Raw genomic sequence first — 14182 nt, forward strand, 5'->3', positions numbered from 1 at the left:
CCAATCCGGCCGCGACTTCTCAACCCCATCCCTTCGTGACTTCAGTTCCCAGCAACCGCCTTACGTTTAAGGAAAAATTTGCCTACGGGCTCGGTGACACGGCTTCGAATTTTTATTTCCAAGCGTTCAACCTGTTCCTGGCGTATTACTACACCGACATCTTCGGCCTCGATCCGGCGAAGGTGGGTTGGTTGCTGCTTTCGATGCCGATCATCGTGGCGTTTTTGAATCCCGTGATCGGCTTGCTCGCGGACCGCACGAATACACGCTGGGGAAAATTTCGTCCGTGGATTCTCTGGAGCGCGATTCCGTATGGCGTGCTCGGATTTCTCATGTTTGCGAATCCGCAGATTTCCGCGGCCGGCAAACTGACTTACGCTTACGTCACTTACACGCTGATGTTAATTGCGTATGCGACCATCAACACGCCCTACGGCGCGCTCATGGGCGTGATGTCGCCGTCGTCGGAAGATCGCACGTCGCTCTCGTCGTATCGCTTCGCGTGTGCGTTCACCGGCACGTTGCTCATCGGCTGGCTCGTGCCGTGGCTCAAGGATGCGCTGTCCGGCGATGGCGGTGATCCCGCGAATGGCTTCCGCAACACGATGGCCATCTTCGCCGTCGTTTCGGTCGCGATGTTTTTCTACACCTTCCTTAACACGAAGGAGCGCGTGCAAGCTCCCGCGAATCAAAAATCCTCGCTCGGACGCGACGTCAAAGATCTCGGCGGCAACGGCCCTTGGCTCGTGTTGTTTTTCGTGGCGTTCCTGAACCTCGCCAACGTCGGCCTGCGGGGCGGCGCGGGTATTTATTATTTCAAATACTCGGTCGGCCAGGAGGCGCTGATCGGCACGTTTAATCTGGTCGGCTTCATGTGTTTTATCCTCGGGGCGCTCGCGACAAAATTTTTCACGAAGCGCTGGTCGCGTCGTTCCTTGATGATCGTCCTGACGGTGGTGAATGCCGCAGGCATCGGTGGTTGCTACTTCGTCGATCCGCAAAATCTCCCGATGCTTTATGTGATGAATATCATCGGTTCATTCGCCGCCGGCCCGACGCCGGCCATCGTGTGGTCGCTCTACGCGGACACGGCCGACTACGGTGAATGGAAATTCGGGCGTCGCGCCACCGGGCTGATTTTCTCCGCAACCGTGCTCGCCCAAAAAGTCGGCCTCGCCATCGGCAGCGCGATGATCGGCTGGTTGCTCAGTTACTACGGTTTCGTCGCCAACGCCGCCCAAACTCCGCGGGCGATCCACGGCATCAATCTCCTCTTCACGCTGTTGCCAGGCTGCTTCGCGTTACTCGCGGGCCTCGCGATCTTTTTCTACAAACTCGATGAGCCGCAGGTGAAACAAATCGAAGCCGACCTCGCCGCGCGCAAGGGCGGCGCGGTGCCCGCGGCCTAACTTCATGAAATCACTTTCGCTCCTCGTGCTCGCCGGACTCTCCACCGCCATGCTTTCCGCGCAAACCGTTCGCTCCTGGTCGGTCGTGGAAACTGCTCGCTACAACGACCATCGTCTCACCGTCATCGACGCTTCGGTTAAAAGTGCGGATGTCGCGAAATCGTCGAATGCAATCGTCATCGATCCAAGTCAGCGATTTCAGGAAATTGTGGGTTTTGGCGGCGCGTTGACGGAATCGTCGGCGTGGGTGCTCGCGCAGCTGCCCAAAGAAAAGCGGGCGGAAGTGCTGCGGCGTTATTACGATCCTAAAGAAGGCATCGGCTACACGCTCGCGCGCACACACATCAACAGCTGTGACTTTTCGCTGAGCATGTGGGCGCTCGCGCCGACGCCCGGCGATTACGACCTGCACGACTTCACCCTCGAACCGATGCGCAAGTGGGTGCTGCCGCTCATCCACGATGCGATTAAGGCCTCGGGGAATAACCTTCGTTTGATGGCGTCGCCGTGGAGTCCGCCCGCGTGGATGAAGACGAATAATCGCATGGACGACGGCGGCTCGTTGCGCCGGGAATACGCGCCGGCGTGGGCGAACTATTTTGTGAAGTTCGTTCAAGCGATGAAGGCGGAAGAAAAAATCTCGGTGTGGGGCCTGAGCGTGCAAAACGAACCGCAAGCGCACCAAGTGTGGGAATCGTGTCTCTACACGCCGGAACAGGAGCGCGACTTCGTTAAGAACCACTTGGGCTCGGCGCTCACCCACGCCGGTTTAAGCGACGTTAAGCTCATGGCGCATGATCATAATCGCGACATCCTTGAAAAGAACGCTGACGCGGTTTTCGGCGACGCCGAGTCCGCCAAATATCTTTGGGGCGCCGCGCTGCATTGGTATGTGAGCGACGACTTCGCGGCGTCTTCACGGGTGCACGAAAAGTTTCCGGACAAGAAAATTCTTTTCACGGAAGGCTGCTTCGAAGGCGGAAAAAATCTCGGCGCGTGGGAGCACGGCGAGGGTTATGCGCGCCACATGATTGGCGACATGAAGAACTGGGTGAGTGGTTACATCGACTGGAACATCGCGCTCGATGAACGCGGCGGCCCGAATCATGTCGGCAATTTCTGCGACGCGCCGGTGATCGTCGATACGAAGACGAAAACGGTGCGCTACCAGAGCGGATTTTATTACATCGGGCACTTCAGCAAGTTTGTTAAACCCGGCGCGTATCGCATCGCATCACACGGCGGGCCCAAGGAACTCGAGTCGATCGCCTTTCAGAATCCCGACGGCTCGCTCGTGCTGGTCGCGCTCAACCCCACCGATGCGGCCATCAATTTCACGCTTCACGTCGGGAACGAGTTCCTCGCGTGCACCGTGCCGGCTCACGCCATTCACACTTATCAGGGCGCGACGCGCTAACGCCGCCGACGCATGAAAATTTATTTCACCCTCATTACTTTGCTTTCCGCCATGACTTCCTTCGCTTCCACTCCCGTCTGGCAGGATGAATTCAACCAACCCGTCGGCGCGGCGCCCGATTCGGCGAAATGGATCTATGACCTCGGCGACAACGGTTGGGGTAACAAGGAACTGCAAACCTACACGAACTCGCGCGAAAACTCATTTGTCGTCGATGATCCGGAAGCGACCGACGGCAAAGCGCTCGTGATTAAAGCGGTGAAGACAGGCGAGAAAAGTTACACCTCGGCGCGGCTCAAGACGCTCGGGAAATTTTCCACGAAATACGGCCGCATCGAAGCGCGCCTTAAATTGCCGAACGGGCAGGGCATCTGGCCGGCGTTTTGGATGCTGGGCGACGCGATCAACAAAACCCCGTGGCCCGAGTGCGGAGAAATCGATGTCATGGAGCAAATCGGCCATCAACCGGGCACGCTCTACGGCACGCTCCATGGGCCGGGTTACTTTGGTCAACACGGCATGAGCAAATCGACCCAGTTGCCCGCCGGAGAAACCTTCCGCGATAAATACCATGTGTTCTCCGTCGAATGGAGTCCGGGCAAAATCGAATGGTTTCTCGACGGGAAAAGCTATCACACACTCACGCCCAAAGATCTGCCGGCGGGTGGACGTTGGGTGTTCGATGAGGTATCGTGTTATCTGTTGCTGAATCTCGCCGTCGGCGGCGCGTGGCCGGGCTATCCTGACGCGACGACGCAGCTTCCCCAGGAATACCGCATCGACTACGTGCGCGTCTATCGGCACGAATGACGCATGGCTTTCGTTATGCGTCGTGCGCTCCGCATCCTTTTGGTCGCAGGCGTGCTCGGATGCGGAACGATCGTCGCTGCAGCCGATAAAAAAGCGCAGAAATGGACTGACTTGGAACTGCGCGATCTTTCCGGAGCAGCGCTTGCAAAAGATACTGCGTGGGTAGTCTTCGTGTTTTTGTCGCCGGAGTGTCCGGTGGCGAATGCCGCCATTCCCGTGCTCAACGCGCTGGCGGCGGAGTTTGCGCGGAGCACGCGGATTGTCGGCGTCTATGCAGATCCTTCGCTCGAAATATCCACCCTGCGGGAACACGCATCGGACTACCGGCTCACGTTTGTGTGCGTCGATGATCGTGCGCAAAAAATTGTGCGTTTCACGGGTGCGAGTTACACGCCAGAGGTGTTCGTGTATTCCCGCGACGGCGCATTGCAGTATCGCGGCCGCATTGATGATCGGGTGAAAAGTTTCGGGGCCGCGAAGCCGTCGGCGACGCAGGCGGATCTTCGCGACGTGATCGTTGCGCTGGATGCAGGGAAACCACCGCCGTTCGCGACACGACCAGGTTTTGGGTGTTCGATTCCAGCGCTAGAAAAATGATGAAGCGTTTTCTGATTTTGATCGGATGCGTGACTGTAGCTGCGGGCCTCGCTTCAGCGCAGACGTGGGCAGACGCCATTGCGCCGATTCTTTATCGAAGCTGCGTGGAGTGTCACCGGCCCGGAAAAGTCGCGCCGTTTTCCTTGCTGACGTATCAGGACGCCGCCAAGCGCGCTCGCTTCATCGCCGAGGCTGCGGCGTCGCGCGCTATGCCGCCGTGGCTGCCGGATGGCCTGCACGCCGCCTTCCTCGGCGAGCGAAAGCTCTCGAACGAAGAAATCGCTCTGTTGAAAAAATGGTCGGAAGCGGGCGCGCCTTCAGGTGACCTTGCGAAGGCGCCCGTGCCGCCGGCTGAAACGAGCGAGGGCTGGCTTTTGGGAAAGCCTGACTTGGTCGTGCGGATGCGCCAGCCAGCGGAATTGACGGCGAGTTCCACTGATTCGTATAAGGTGTTTCCGGTGCCGTATTCGCTTGGCGCACTCTCGCCGGAAGTGATTGCCGCGGCAAAAATTTCCGATTCCGACGTGCTGGCGGTCGCCGCAGTCGAGATTCGCGCGGGCAATGAGAAAGTGTTTCACCACGGCGATGTCTGGGTCGATCTCACTGGCACCGCGCGCCAACGCGAAGCGGAGGAGGGCGGGAACGGCTTCACGAGTTTCGGCACGCCGGGGTTTCCTCCGGCGGTGGCGTTGGGTGGGCGCGTGCCGGGGATGACGCCGCGCCGGTTGCCGCCGGGAATCGCGGCGACCGTATTGCCGGCGAGCGGCGACGTGGTGTTTCAAATCCATTATCGCGCCACCGGCAAGGCCGAGATCGATCAATCAGAAATTGGGCTTCACTTCATGCGGCAGCCGACGAATCGCATCATGGATTCACTGCTGCTGCGCAGCTTTAAACTCGATATCCCGGCGGGCGAAGCGAATTTTCTCGTCGAGGATTCTCTCGAAGTGCCGGCGGATTGCATCGTGATGAACGTGCTGCCGCACATGCATTTTGTGGCGAGGGAGATTCACGCGCAGGTCGTGTTTCCAGACGGCACGAAACGCGCGTTGATCGATGTCACGCGTTGGAATTTCAAGTGGCAGGATCGTTACGCATATCGCGAACCGTTTTTGCTGCCAAAAGGTTCACGGATCGAATGTCGCTGGGTGTTCGACAACAGCGCCAATAATCCGGCGAACCCGTTCTCGCCGCCTCGCGCGATTCACTTCGGGCCGAATGCTACCGATGAAATGTGCGCGCTCGATCTCGGCGTCGTGCCCATGAACCTGGGCGACGTGCCGTTGTTTGCCGAGGCGCGTGAAAACAAGCTCCGCGAAAAAATCGCCGACCTCACTCCCGAGCAGCGCGCGCGGCACAACTGGGACGAGGCGTTTCGTGCGGCCGCGACGAAACTCTCGCCGTGAATGCGAAACGTCGCGTGGTCGTCAGCCTTTGCGCGTGGCGACTTCGATGACGTCGTGTGGGGACGCTTCTTTTTGACCGGCGGGAGTGACGCGCATGTAACGGGCTTTTGAACGCAATTCGCTCAAGGTCGGAGCGCCGAGGTAGCCCATGCCGCTTTGCACGCCGCCGATGAGATTGCCGAGGACATCGTCGACGGAGCCGGAAACTTCCTTGAGCGCTTCGATGCCTTCGGCAGCGACTTTGCGCGTAGAGTCATTTTTGTCGTGGCCGTAACGCGCGGCGGAGCCGGCTTTCATCGCGGCGTGGCTGCCCATGCCGCGGTATTGTTTATAGAGTTTCCCGGAAATTTCCATGATCTCGCCGGGCGCTTCACGACAGCCGGCGAGCAAACCACCGAGGATAACGGCGTCGGACAGCGTGAGCGCTTTGACGATGTCGCCCGACTTCGTGATGCCGCCGTCGGAGATGAGGCGGACGCCTTTGCGCGCGGCGCCGTGGCCGGCGACGTGCAGCGCGGTGAGTTGCGGAATGCCCACGCCGGCGACGATGCGCGTCGTGCAGATGGAGCCGGGGCCCTGACCGATCTTGATGGCGTTGGCGCCGGCGTCGGCGAGGAATTCCACGCCCGCGCCGCTGGTGACATTGCCCGCGATAATCGTGAGGTCTTTGAAAGAGCCGCGGATTAATTTAACCACATCGCCGACTCCGGCGGTGTGGCCGTGTGCGGTGGAAACCGCGACGACGTCGACGGCTTCGTCCACGAGTTCGCCGATGTGCGCGATGATTTTATCGCGATCGAGCGAACCGTCAGGCTTGCGCACCGGTGAGACGGCGGCGCCGACGACGAGGCGGAAGCGGGCGTCGCGCGCGGCTTTGCGGCGGGTTTTCGCTTCGCTGGTGATGCGCTCGACGTCGGAAATGGTGATGAGGCCCTTTAGGCGATCGTGGTCATCAACAACGAGGACCTTGTGGATGCCGACGTTTTCGGTGAAAAATTTATCCGCTTCCTTGATCGGGTCGCCGGCCATTTTCTTTTCGTGGACGGTGATGAGCTGCTGGCGCGGCGTCATGACCTCGGCGATTTTCTTGGATTTGTAACGGTCTTTGACGAGATTGCCGGCGAGCAGGCCGACAAGTTTGCCGCTCGCGTCGGCGACGGGGAACGTGCGGAAGTCAAAACGCTTTTGATCGATCATCTGGAGCACGTCGCCGATCAGGAGATCGGGCGAGACGGTCATCGGATCTTGAATCATGCCGTGGATGTGGTGCTTCACGCGCGCCACTTCCTTGATCTGATCTTTCGGCGAAAGGTTGTAGTGGATGAGCCCGAGGCCGCCGTTGAGTGCCATGGCGATGGCCATGCGCGACTCGGTGACAGTGTCCATGTCGGACGAGATAATTGGAATCTGAAGACTCAACGAGTCGGAGAGCGACGTCGCGAGATTCGCGTCTTTAGGCAGGATATCCGAATGCAGCGTGGCGAGCGATACGTCGTCGAACGTCAGCGCATCGGGGACGTTGGCCGCGAAGAAGCGATCGGCCGGCAAATAGAAGTCAGAATCGGTAACAGGAGTGGCAACAGGCTTGGTCATCGTTGCCGTGAACGTAATACTCCGGTGCGGACGAACCTCAACGAAAAATTCATTGGTGACGCGGACGCTAGGCGGTGAGCTCGGGACAGAGGCGGCTCGTCGGGAGGACTGTGTTGCTAGTTTGAGTTAAAACGTTCTTTGAGACATTCTAGCCGAGAGACTTTGATTGCTCCGCGCAAAAATCTTTGGAAAGTTCGCGCGCTGTGAGTCTCGAAATCCACACTATTCTCGGTATCCGGTTCAAAGTGGGCCCCGGGCCGGCCGTCGTTGACGAAGCCTGCAAAGGCGGGCTCATCGTCGTGCCATCTGCGCCCGTGTTAGTCGATGTGGCCGGGGTTCCTGCCATGCGCGAAGCGGTATTAGGCGCGGATATGGCGATCACTGACAGCGGGTTGATGGTGCTTTTGTGGAGAGTGTTGAAAGGGAAAAAATTGGAGCGTGTCTCGGGGCTCGAGTATTTGAAGCTGCTGCTCGACCGCCCGGAAGTGAAACAATCGGGCGCGGTGTTTTTCGTGATGCCTGGCACGAACGCGAGAGATCGTAATTTAACTTGGTTGAAAACGCAGGGTTTCAAAACCACGGAGAGGGACTGTTATCTTGCGCCGATGTATGGGGAAGGCGCGCTGCGTGACGAAGCGCTGCTCACGGTGCTGCGCGAGCGTCGGCCAAACCATGTGGTGCTTTGCCTGGGAGGCGGCGTGCAGGAGCGCCTGGGATATTATCTTCGGAATGAACTGGCGAAGGATGCCGGAGTGCGCGTGCCGTCGATTCATTGTATCGGGGCGGCGATTGGTTTTCTCAGTGGCGACCAAGTGAAGATACCCAACTGGGTGGACTTTTTTTATCTCGGTTGGCTGTGGCGGCTCGCGTCATCGCCGCGAAAATTCTGGCCGCGCTATTGGAAGGCGCTTCGCTTGTTCGGTTTAATGGTGCGCTACCGCGAGCGTGTGCCAGTGCCGTCTTAAATGCTTACGCGCAATTGCCAAGCCGGCGTGGCTATTTAATGTTGAGCGAGTGATTTACCGTTTCGTCTATAAAAAATATCGCCGGTCATTCGGTGCGCCGTTGCGCACGGTGCATGGTCCGTGGCGGGAGAGAGAGGGAATCATTGTGCGGCTGGAAAGGGAAAACGGGCGCGTGGGTTTTGGGGAGATCGCTCCGATTCCCTGGTTTGGCACGGAGACGCTGGCGGAAGGAGAGGAACGTTGCCGTGGTTTCGGCGATAAAGTTTCGGATGAAGTGCTCGACGCGGTGCCGGAGCGGATGGGGTGCGTGCGGTTCGCATTGGCGCAGGCGAGGGCGGCGGCGAGCGAAGCGGCAGACCCAGCTAATGCAGCATCGGTGAAACCGGTTCGATTGCCGGTGGCGGCATTGCTGCCGGCGGGGCGGGCGGCGTTAACGGTTTTGAAGGAGAAGATTGAAGGGGGATTTCTGGCGTTTAAATGGAAAGTCGGCGTCGGTGAGATCGCCGACGAACTCGCATTGCTGGATGATTTGCTCGCGCGACTGCCGGCGCATGCGAAGTTGCGGCTCGATGCCAACGGCGCATGGACGTCGCGCCAAGCCGTGCGGTGGTTGGAACGTTGCGCGGATCGACCGGTGGAATTTGTAGAGCAGCCAGTGACCGCTGGCGACGAGGACGCGCTGCTCGGGCTCGCGGAAGATTATCCGGTGAAACTCGCGCTGGATGAGTCCGTGGTGCGTTTGAGCGAAGCGCGGCACTGGCAAGCACTGGGTTGGCGCGGAGTGTTTGTGATCAAGCCGGCGTTGAGTGGGCCTTTGGAAGAACTCGTGAGATGGGTGAGTGACACGAAAGCGGACATCGTGTTATCGAGCGCGATTGAAACCACGCTGGCGCGTTCGGCGATTTTGCGGGTGGTCTTGGGCGGCGGGTTAACGCAGCGCGCGCTGGGTTTTGGCGTGGGCGAAATTTTTGGGGAACGAGTGTGGGATGGCCCGGTCATCGGGCCGCTGGCGGATGCGTCGTGCATCCAGCAAGAACCCGGGGAGGCGTTGTGGAACGCGCTGGCTTAGCTCGTTTGCTGGGAGGCGTGTCTGCGCAGGGCGCGGCGAGAATGCAAATCGCCGAATCGGATCCGCGGCGATTCATGCAGGCGTTTGCGCACGCGTGCGGCGGCGCGGGCGAGGTGTTTCTTTGCAATCCGGATTGGGGCGCATTTGAGCGCAACCAAGTCGATGCATTGCTGCGGAGCGCGCCGGCGGATGCGAAAGCGAATCCGGAGTTGGGTTGGTTGATGATTCCGACGGGCGGCACGAGCGGGCGCGTGCGATTTGCGCGGCACGACGCGGAGACGATCTCGGCGGCGGTGCGTGGATTTACGCGTCACTTCGAATTGGCGCAGGTAAATGCAGTGGGGCTGCTCCCGCTTTATCATGTGAGCGGGTTCATGGCGTGGATGCGGTGTGCGCTGACGGGTGGCGAGTATCGTGCGCTGGATTGGAAAGCGATCGAGCGGGGCGAGCGACCGGTGCTGCCGACAAAGACGCATGGCTGGGTGATTTCGCTCGTGCCGACGCAACTGGAGCGGTTGTTGCGCGATGCCGATGCGACGGAATGGTTGCGCGGATTTCGGATTATTTTTCTAGGAGGCGCGGCGGCCTGGCCGCAGTTGCTCGACAAGGCGGCAGTGGCGCGGTTGCCACTTTCGCCGGGCTACGGGATGACCGAAACGGCGGCGATGATCGCGGGATTGCGGCCTGCGGAATTTCTTGCGGGCGCACGCAGTAACGGGGCGCCGTTGCCGCATGTGCAGGTGAGTTTGAGCGACGATGGCAATATTTTCGTGGGAGGTGGCTCGGTGTTTCGCGGATATTTTCCCGAGTGGCGGGAAGCTGATGAGTCGTTTGCGACGAGCGATGGCGGTTACTTTGACGAAAGCGGGCAACTCCATGTCACGGGTCGGCGTGACGCGGTGATTATCACTGGCGGTGAAAAAGTGGATCCGGTGGAAGTGGAGGCGGCATTGCGCGGGACGGGAGAATTTTTGGATGTGATCGTCGTCGGGGTGCCTGACGCGGAATGGGGCCAACGCGTGATTGCGGTGTATCCGGCGTCGAGCCAGCCGCGAATCGATGCGGTCAGCGCGGCGCTCGCGCGTTTGCTGACCCCGTCGAAGCGGCCAAAGCAGTTCGTCGCGATCCCGCATTGGCCGGCAAATGCGCAGGGAAAAGTGAATCGCGCGGAAGCGTCGCGTGCGGCGATGGAGGAGTTAAAACGCAGTTAGCCCGAGATTCGTGTTTGTCTGTGCATGGGCGTGATTCATTTTACCTGCTGTGACTAAAGCCGACATTGCCGCCATCCTCATCGACATCGGGACGCTCCTCGAACTGAAGGGCGAGAATCCGTTCAAGACGCGCGCTTACCAGGCGGGCGCGCGGGTGGTGGAGTCGTTGAGCGAGACAGAAATCGCGGAACGCATCGAGGCGGGCACACTCGATGAAGTGAAAGGCATCGGCGAAGCGCTGGCGCAAAAAATCACCGAGTTGCACCAGACCGGCGAGTTGGGTTTCTACACGAAATTGAAGGAGTCACTGCCGCCGGGATTGGTGGAATTGTTGCAAATCCCCGGAGTCGGGCCGAAGAAGATTCGCGCGCTGCAAACCAAGCTCGGGGTCGATTCGATCGAGAAATTACAGCAGGCCTGTCTCGAGGGGAAAATCGCCGAACTCGAAGGCTTCGGGGAAAAATCGCAGGAGAAAATCTTGGAAGGGATTCGCAATCGCGAAGCCTACGGCAAACGTCATATCTGGATCGACGCGTGGGAGGTGGCTGAGCCGATTCTCGCGGGGTTGAGGAAGTTGCCGCAAGTCGTGCAAGCGGAACACGCGGGGAGTTTGCGTCGCAGGATGGAGACGGTGGGAGATCTGGATTTTCTCGTGGCGACGTCCGACCCAAAACCGGTGGGCGATTGGTTTGTGGCGCAGCCCGGGGTGAAAGAGGTCACGGCTCACGGTGAAACGAAGGCCAGTGTGCGGCTGGAATCGGGTATCCAGGCTGATTTGCGGTTGGTGCCGCCGGAGCAATTCGTGTTTGCCCTGCACCATTTCACGGGGTCGAAGGATCACAATGTGCAGATGCGGCAGCGCGCGCTCGCGCAAGGGCTGAGCATGAGCGAATGGGGTTTGGTGCCGTCGGAAGGCGAGGGCACGGCGAAAGCGAAAGCAGAAAGCGCAGGCCGCAAAACGGATATCAAGACCGAGGCGGATTTATTTAAGAAACTCGGCCTGGCCTTCGTGGCGCCGGAGTTGCGCGAAGGATTGGGCGAGATCGAGGCGGCGGAGAAAAATGCGCTGCCGGAGCTCGTCACGGTGGAGGATATTCGCGGGGTGTTTCACAATCACACGACGGCATCCGACGGGCATAACACGCTCGAAGAAATGACGGCGGCGGCCCAAGCGCTCGGTTTCGAGTATCTGGGCATCGCCGATCACTCGAAATCGAGCGTGCAGGCGCGGGGGCTCACCGAAGAGCGATTGGCGGAGCAGGTGGCGGCGATCGCAAAACTGAACGCGTCGAAGAAGTTTAGGTGCCACGTGTTTTCTGGCACGGAGTGCGATATCCTGCCGGATGGGCGTTTGGACTTCGCAAATGACGTGCTGGCGACCTTGGATTACGTCGTGGTGTCGGTGCACTCGTCGTTCAAGTCCGGTCGTGAGGCGATGACGCAACGCATCATCCGGGCGATCGAAAATCCGCACGCCACGATGCTCGGGCACCTTACGGGCCGGCTTTTGCTCGCGCGCGAAGCCTACGACGTCGATATCGACAAAGTGATCGACGCCGCCATCGCCAACGAAGTCATCATCGAACTCAACGCGAGCCCATGGAGACTCGATATGGATTGGCGGCACTGGCGACGCGCAGCGGATAAAGGGTTAATAACCAGCATTAATCCCGATGCCCACACGACGCAGCAGTTGTCATATTACCGGACCGGCGTGAACGTGGCTCGCAAAGGATGGTTGCGCAAAGATCACATTTTCAATAGTTTAAAACTGTCTGAGGTAACTGATTTCTTCTCGAAGTAGAGGATCACAAGTTTGTGACGAACTGCCGTTAGTTTAGTTCATTTTGAATTGAAGTGTTGGCGCACCCTGTGCTTATTGATGGGCCATGTCGCGTCCCTCTTCCCTCTCAAGCAACGATTCTGCGCCGCAGGATCTGGTGCTTCAAGGTGAGCGGAACCCTGAGATTGTGGGTTTCGAGGCGGAGATGGTGCAGTTTTTTGTGAGTGCAGCTGAGCTACTGAGCGTGCCGAAGTCGGTGGCGGCCATTTATGGCCTGATTGTGGCGTCGCCGGCTCCGCTGAGTTTCGCGGATATCGAAGCGCGCTTGAATTTTTCAAAAGGCTCCGTGAGCCAGGGCTTGAGGGCGTTGCGCGAAGTGGGCGCGGTGAAGGAAGTTTCTACGGCGGCTGATCGCACCGAGCTTTTCATGCCGGACATGGAAATGCGCAGTTTGATCGATCGTTTTATCGAGCAGCGTTTAAAAAAGCAGCTCGATACGGGAAAGAACCGTTTGGCTACGCTCAATCGGGCGACCGCGGCTTTCTCTGCGACCGAGCAAAAGGTGGTCCTTAGCCGCGTGCAGAAGCTTCAGCAGTGGAATGACCGCACGCGCGCACTGCTCCCGGTAGTCAGGACATTTTTAAGCCTCACAAAACTGTGAGGTCCGCGGCACGAGATGCCGCCCCGCTTTCATGCGGATTACATCCAGTCACGAACACACGGTCGCTTTTCAAAAGAAGCGACGGGGCGAAGCTCGGTCAGACAATCGGCGGGCGGGCGGTGGATTAGCGGTAACAAAGTGATGTCGACTTATCTCGTCACAGGCGCTGCCGGGTTTATCGGGTCGAAAGTATGTGAGAGGTTACTCGCGGACGGGCATGCCGTAGTCGGCGTGGATAATCTTAACGATTACTACGACGTGCGGTTGAAGGAATACCGCCTCGCCGCGTTGCGTGGGCAGGAGCGGTTTGTGTTTCTCGGGCTCGACATCGAGAATTTGCCGGAACTCGAGAAACTTTTCGCCGCTAACCGTTTCGATGCGGTGTTCAATTTGGCCGGGCGGGCCGGCGTTCGTTACAGTATGGAGCACCCGCACGTTTATCTCAGCACGAACACGCTCGGCACGCTCAACATTTTGGAATGTCAGCGGAAATACGGTGTGAAGAAACACGTGCTGGCTTCCAGTTCTTCGCTGTATGCGGGTTGTCCGCTGCCATTCACGGAAGATCAAGCGGTGAACACTCCGCAGTCGCCTTACGCGGCGACGAAAAAAGCCGCTGAACTGATCGCGTATAGCTATCATCAGCTCTACGGCATAGATGTATCGGTGCTGCGTTATTTTACCGTGTTCGGCCCGGCGGGGCGTCCAGATATGGCGCCGTTGCGCTTCATCAAGTGGATCGACGAAGGCACGCCGATCACGCTGTTCGGCGATGGCACGCAGGCGCGTGATTTCACCTACATCGACGATATTGCGCGAGGCACGATTCTCGCCGCGAAACCGCTCGGTTACGAAATTATCAACCTCGGTGGCGGGCGCACGCCCACGACATTGCGCGAAGTGATTTCAATTATCGAAAGTGCGCTCGGAAAAAAAGCGCTCATCGATGCGCAACCCGCTCATCGGGCGGACATCCAAGAAACCTCGGCTGATATCACCAAGGCCAAGCGGCTCCTCGGTTGGTCGCCTGCGGTGAGCGCCGAAGACGGTTTTAGGAAAACTGTCGAGTGGCACATTGCGAATCGGGACTGGCTTAAAACGGTTCAAATATAATTTATTATTAATTGATGCTATGAAAAAAGCTTTGATCACCGGTATCACCGGACAGGATGGATCCTATCTCGCCGAGTTGTTGCTCGAGAAAGGGTATGAAGTGCACGGGGTTATCCGGCGCGCCTCTACTTTTAATACGAGCCGCATC

General features: G+C 58.8%; 13 protein-coding genes. 12 read left to right on the forward strand and 1 reads right to left on the reverse strand.

Going from position 1 to position 14182, the window contains the following annotated elements; all coding sequences use genetic code 11:
* The first annotated feature begins 35 nt into the window (after positions 1-35).
* From ACRRQW_RS14710 to ACRRQW_RS14730, 5 genes are read left to right on the forward strand one after another with little or no spacing between them, the layout of a single operon-like run.
* Complete coding sequence (locus tag ACRRQW_RS14710; protein ID WP_438482318.1) at positions 36-1409, forward strand: MFS transporter; 1374 nt, start codon at positions 36-38, stop codon at positions 1407-1409.
* Positions 1410-1413: 4 nt separating this feature from the next.
* A complete protein-coding gene (locus tag ACRRQW_RS14715) occupies positions 1414-2826 on the forward strand; it encodes a glycoside hydrolase family 30 protein (RefSeq protein WP_438482319.1) in 1413 nt (470 codons plus the stop codon).
* Between the two features lie 12 nt (positions 2827-2838).
* Complete coding sequence (locus ACRRQW_RS14720; RefSeq protein ID WP_438482320.1) at positions 2839-3636, forward strand: glycoside hydrolase family 16 protein; 798 nt, start codon at positions 2839-2841, stop codon at positions 3634-3636.
* A gap of 3 nt (positions 3637-3639) precedes the next feature.
* Positions 3640-4233 carry a redoxin domain-containing protein gene (locus ACRRQW_RS14725; RefSeq protein ID WP_438482321.1) on the forward strand — a complete coding sequence of 198 codons (594 nt, stop codon included), beginning with the start codon at positions 3640-3642 and terminating at the stop codon, positions 4231-4233.
* Positions 4233-5639: a hypothetical protein gene (locus ACRRQW_RS14730; RefSeq protein WP_438482322.1), complete on the forward strand. Its 1407-nt coding sequence runs from the start codon at positions 4233-4235 to the stop codon at positions 5637-5639. The genes ACRRQW_RS14725 and ACRRQW_RS14730 overlap by 1 nt, the downstream gene beginning before the upstream one ends.
* A 21-nt stretch (positions 5640-5660) precedes the next feature.
* On the opposite strand, the gene guaB is transcribed toward ACRRQW_RS14730, so the two are convergent.
* On the reverse strand, positions 5661-7232 hold the full coding sequence (guaB, locus tag ACRRQW_RS14735) for an IMP dehydrogenase (protein ID WP_438482323.1): 1572 nt from the start codon (positions 7230-7232) through the stop codon (positions 5661-5663).
* Positions 7233-7435: 203 nt separating this feature from the next.
* On the opposite strand from guaB, the gene ACRRQW_RS14740 reads away from it, so the two are divergent.
* From ACRRQW_RS14740 to ACRRQW_RS14770, 7 genes are all read left to right on the forward strand, one after another.
* The gene (locus ACRRQW_RS14740; protein WP_438482324.1) at positions 7436-8197 is read left to right on the forward strand and encodes a WecB/TagA/CpsF family glycosyltransferase; all 762 of its coding nucleotides are present in this window, start codon (positions 7436-7438) and stop codon (positions 8195-8197) included.
* A gap of 49 nt (positions 8198-8246) precedes the next feature.
* Complete coding sequence (locus ACRRQW_RS14745; protein ID WP_438482325.1) at positions 8247-9266, forward strand: o-succinylbenzoate synthase; 1020 nt, start codon at positions 8247-8249, stop codon at positions 9264-9266.
* A 41-nt stretch (positions 9267-9307) separates the two neighbouring features.
* Positions 9308-10477 carry an AMP-binding protein gene (locus ACRRQW_RS14750; protein WP_438482326.1) on the forward strand — a complete coding sequence of 390 codons (1170 nt, stop codon included), beginning with the start codon at positions 9308-9310 and terminating at the stop codon, positions 10475-10477.
* Between the two features lie 49 nt (positions 10478-10526).
* Positions 10527-12281, forward strand: coding sequence for a DNA polymerase/3'-5' exonuclease PolX (gene polX / locus ACRRQW_RS14755; RefSeq protein ID WP_438482327.1), 1755 nt, complete (start codon positions 10527-10529; stop codon positions 12279-12281).
* An 85-nt stretch (positions 12282-12366) separates the two neighbouring features.
* Positions 12367-12921 (forward strand): GbsR/MarR family transcriptional regulator, encoded by a 555-nt coding sequence (locus tag ACRRQW_RS14760; protein ID WP_438482328.1) that lies wholly within the window; start codon positions 12367-12369, stop codon positions 12919-12921.
* A 141-nt stretch (positions 12922-13062) separates the two neighbouring features.
* On the forward strand, positions 13063-14034 hold the full coding sequence (locus ACRRQW_RS14765; protein WP_438482329.1) for an NAD-dependent epimerase/dehydratase family protein: 972 nt from the start codon (positions 13063-13065) through the stop codon (positions 14032-14034).
* Positions 14035-14053: 19 nt separating this feature from the next.
* A partial coding sequence (locus ACRRQW_RS14770) for a GDP-mannose 4,6-dehydratase (RefSeq protein ID WP_438482330.1) occupies positions 14054-14182 on the forward strand: 129 nt, incomplete at its 3' end.

The organism is Oleiharenicola lentus, assembly GCF_051660365.1.
Classification (GTDB): Bacteria; Verrucomicrobiota; Verrucomicrobiia; order Opitutales; family Opitutaceae; genus Lacunisphaera; species Lacunisphaera lenta_A.